At 39.2% G+C, this 1449-nt stretch carries 1 protein-coding gene; it reads left to right on the plus strand.

Features of this window, described 5'->3' with window-relative positions; all coding sequences use genetic code 11:
- On the plus strand, nt 1–1449 hold a 1449-nt coding region (locus HP439_RS19095), incomplete at both ends, for a coiled-coil domain-containing protein (RefSeq protein WP_172391912.1).

The following is a 1449-nucleotide window of genomic DNA, read 5'->3' on the forward strand; positions in this document are numbered from 1 at the left end:
TCTCGACGAAGCCCAAAATGAGGAACAAAACCTGTCCGTTGAACTCGAAAAAAAAGAGAAAGAACTCGAGGATCTAAAAGCAAATAAATTAGACACAGCGGTACTCCTTAACATAGAAGCTTGGTATCAACAGGATGACAATTACAATAAGAAATGCCAAGACCTCACTGAGCAACTTCAAAGACTCTCCCAGGAAAAAATAGAAATAGAACAAGAGTTTCAAAAACAAGACCTTACTATAAACTCTTGGGAATCCAAGATCATCGAAAGAGAATCCAAATTAAACGAGCAGCGCAACGAATTACGGCACGATGAAACGTATCTACAGGTCCAAGCCAAGCTCGCTGAATTTGCAGACAATCTTTCGGATGGCTCCCCTTGCCCTTTATGTGGCGCATTGCAACATCCCGCCCCCATGGCTAAAAGTGACCTGCTCACCCGAGAAACCACATTAAGTAGTTTAAAACAACAGATAGAATCTGAACTTCTTGGCTTAAGCACTCAATCTCAGGAATTCCGAAGTCTGGTAGTCCGTTATCGAGAAAAGTCAAATCAACAGGAAAAGATAATTGCAATAATAGAAGATATAAAACAGCAACGGGATGCCCATAGAAATTTGTTTGTTTGGACAAATTTTTCCCAAGAAGATCGAACTCCATTTTTAGATTACAAAACAGAAAACCAACAGGCAGAAAATAAAATAAAGACAGCAGATAATGACCTTAAAATTATGCGTGCGAATCTGTTGGCCGCAAAAGCGAGGGTCGAAAGATACCGAAAGTCACTACAGGACATCAATCAAACTATCGCGATTTCTCAAAACATCATACAGCAACACCAAAGCCAACTAAGGCTTCTAAAGATTGAAGATTATCAAAACGAATCTGAAAACACTATCCTTCTGACAGCGGACCAGCTTTCAACGAAAATAACCTTTCTGGAGACAAGCTATAAAACACTTTCTGAAGCACTGCAAAAACTAAAGACAGAATTTGCAGCGATTAACGCGGAAAGGAATGTCTCAATGGAACAGTTCCAAACACTATCACAAACGCTAGGAACTAAGCAGGCGGAGGTTTCCAATTTACTGAAAGAACATAAATACAGCGATATCATCGAAGTTCAACACACCCTCCAAAAAAACTTAGATGTTCCCTCCTTAAGAAAAAAGATTCAAGAATTTAATCTGAATGTGGGTGTTTTACGCTCTCAAATTGAAGATATAGCGATGCGTATCCAAGCTGATGGATTCAATGAGGAGAATTTCCAGGAACAATCGGAGCTTTTGCTACTGAAAAAAGAAGAACTCGAATTACAACTCGGTCTCACAGCAACGTTAGACAAAGAAAACCTTAGATTGCAGTCCGAGTTTTCTAAAAAAGAAAAACTACTAGAAAACTATGAGCGTCTAAACACACGAAAAAGTAACCTCACTACACTCGAAAACCT

It is taken from the genome of Sphingobacterium shayense (assembly GCF_013179575.1).
Lineage (GTDB): Bacteria > Bacteroidota > Bacteroidia > Sphingobacteriales > Sphingobacteriaceae > Sphingobacterium > Sphingobacterium shayense.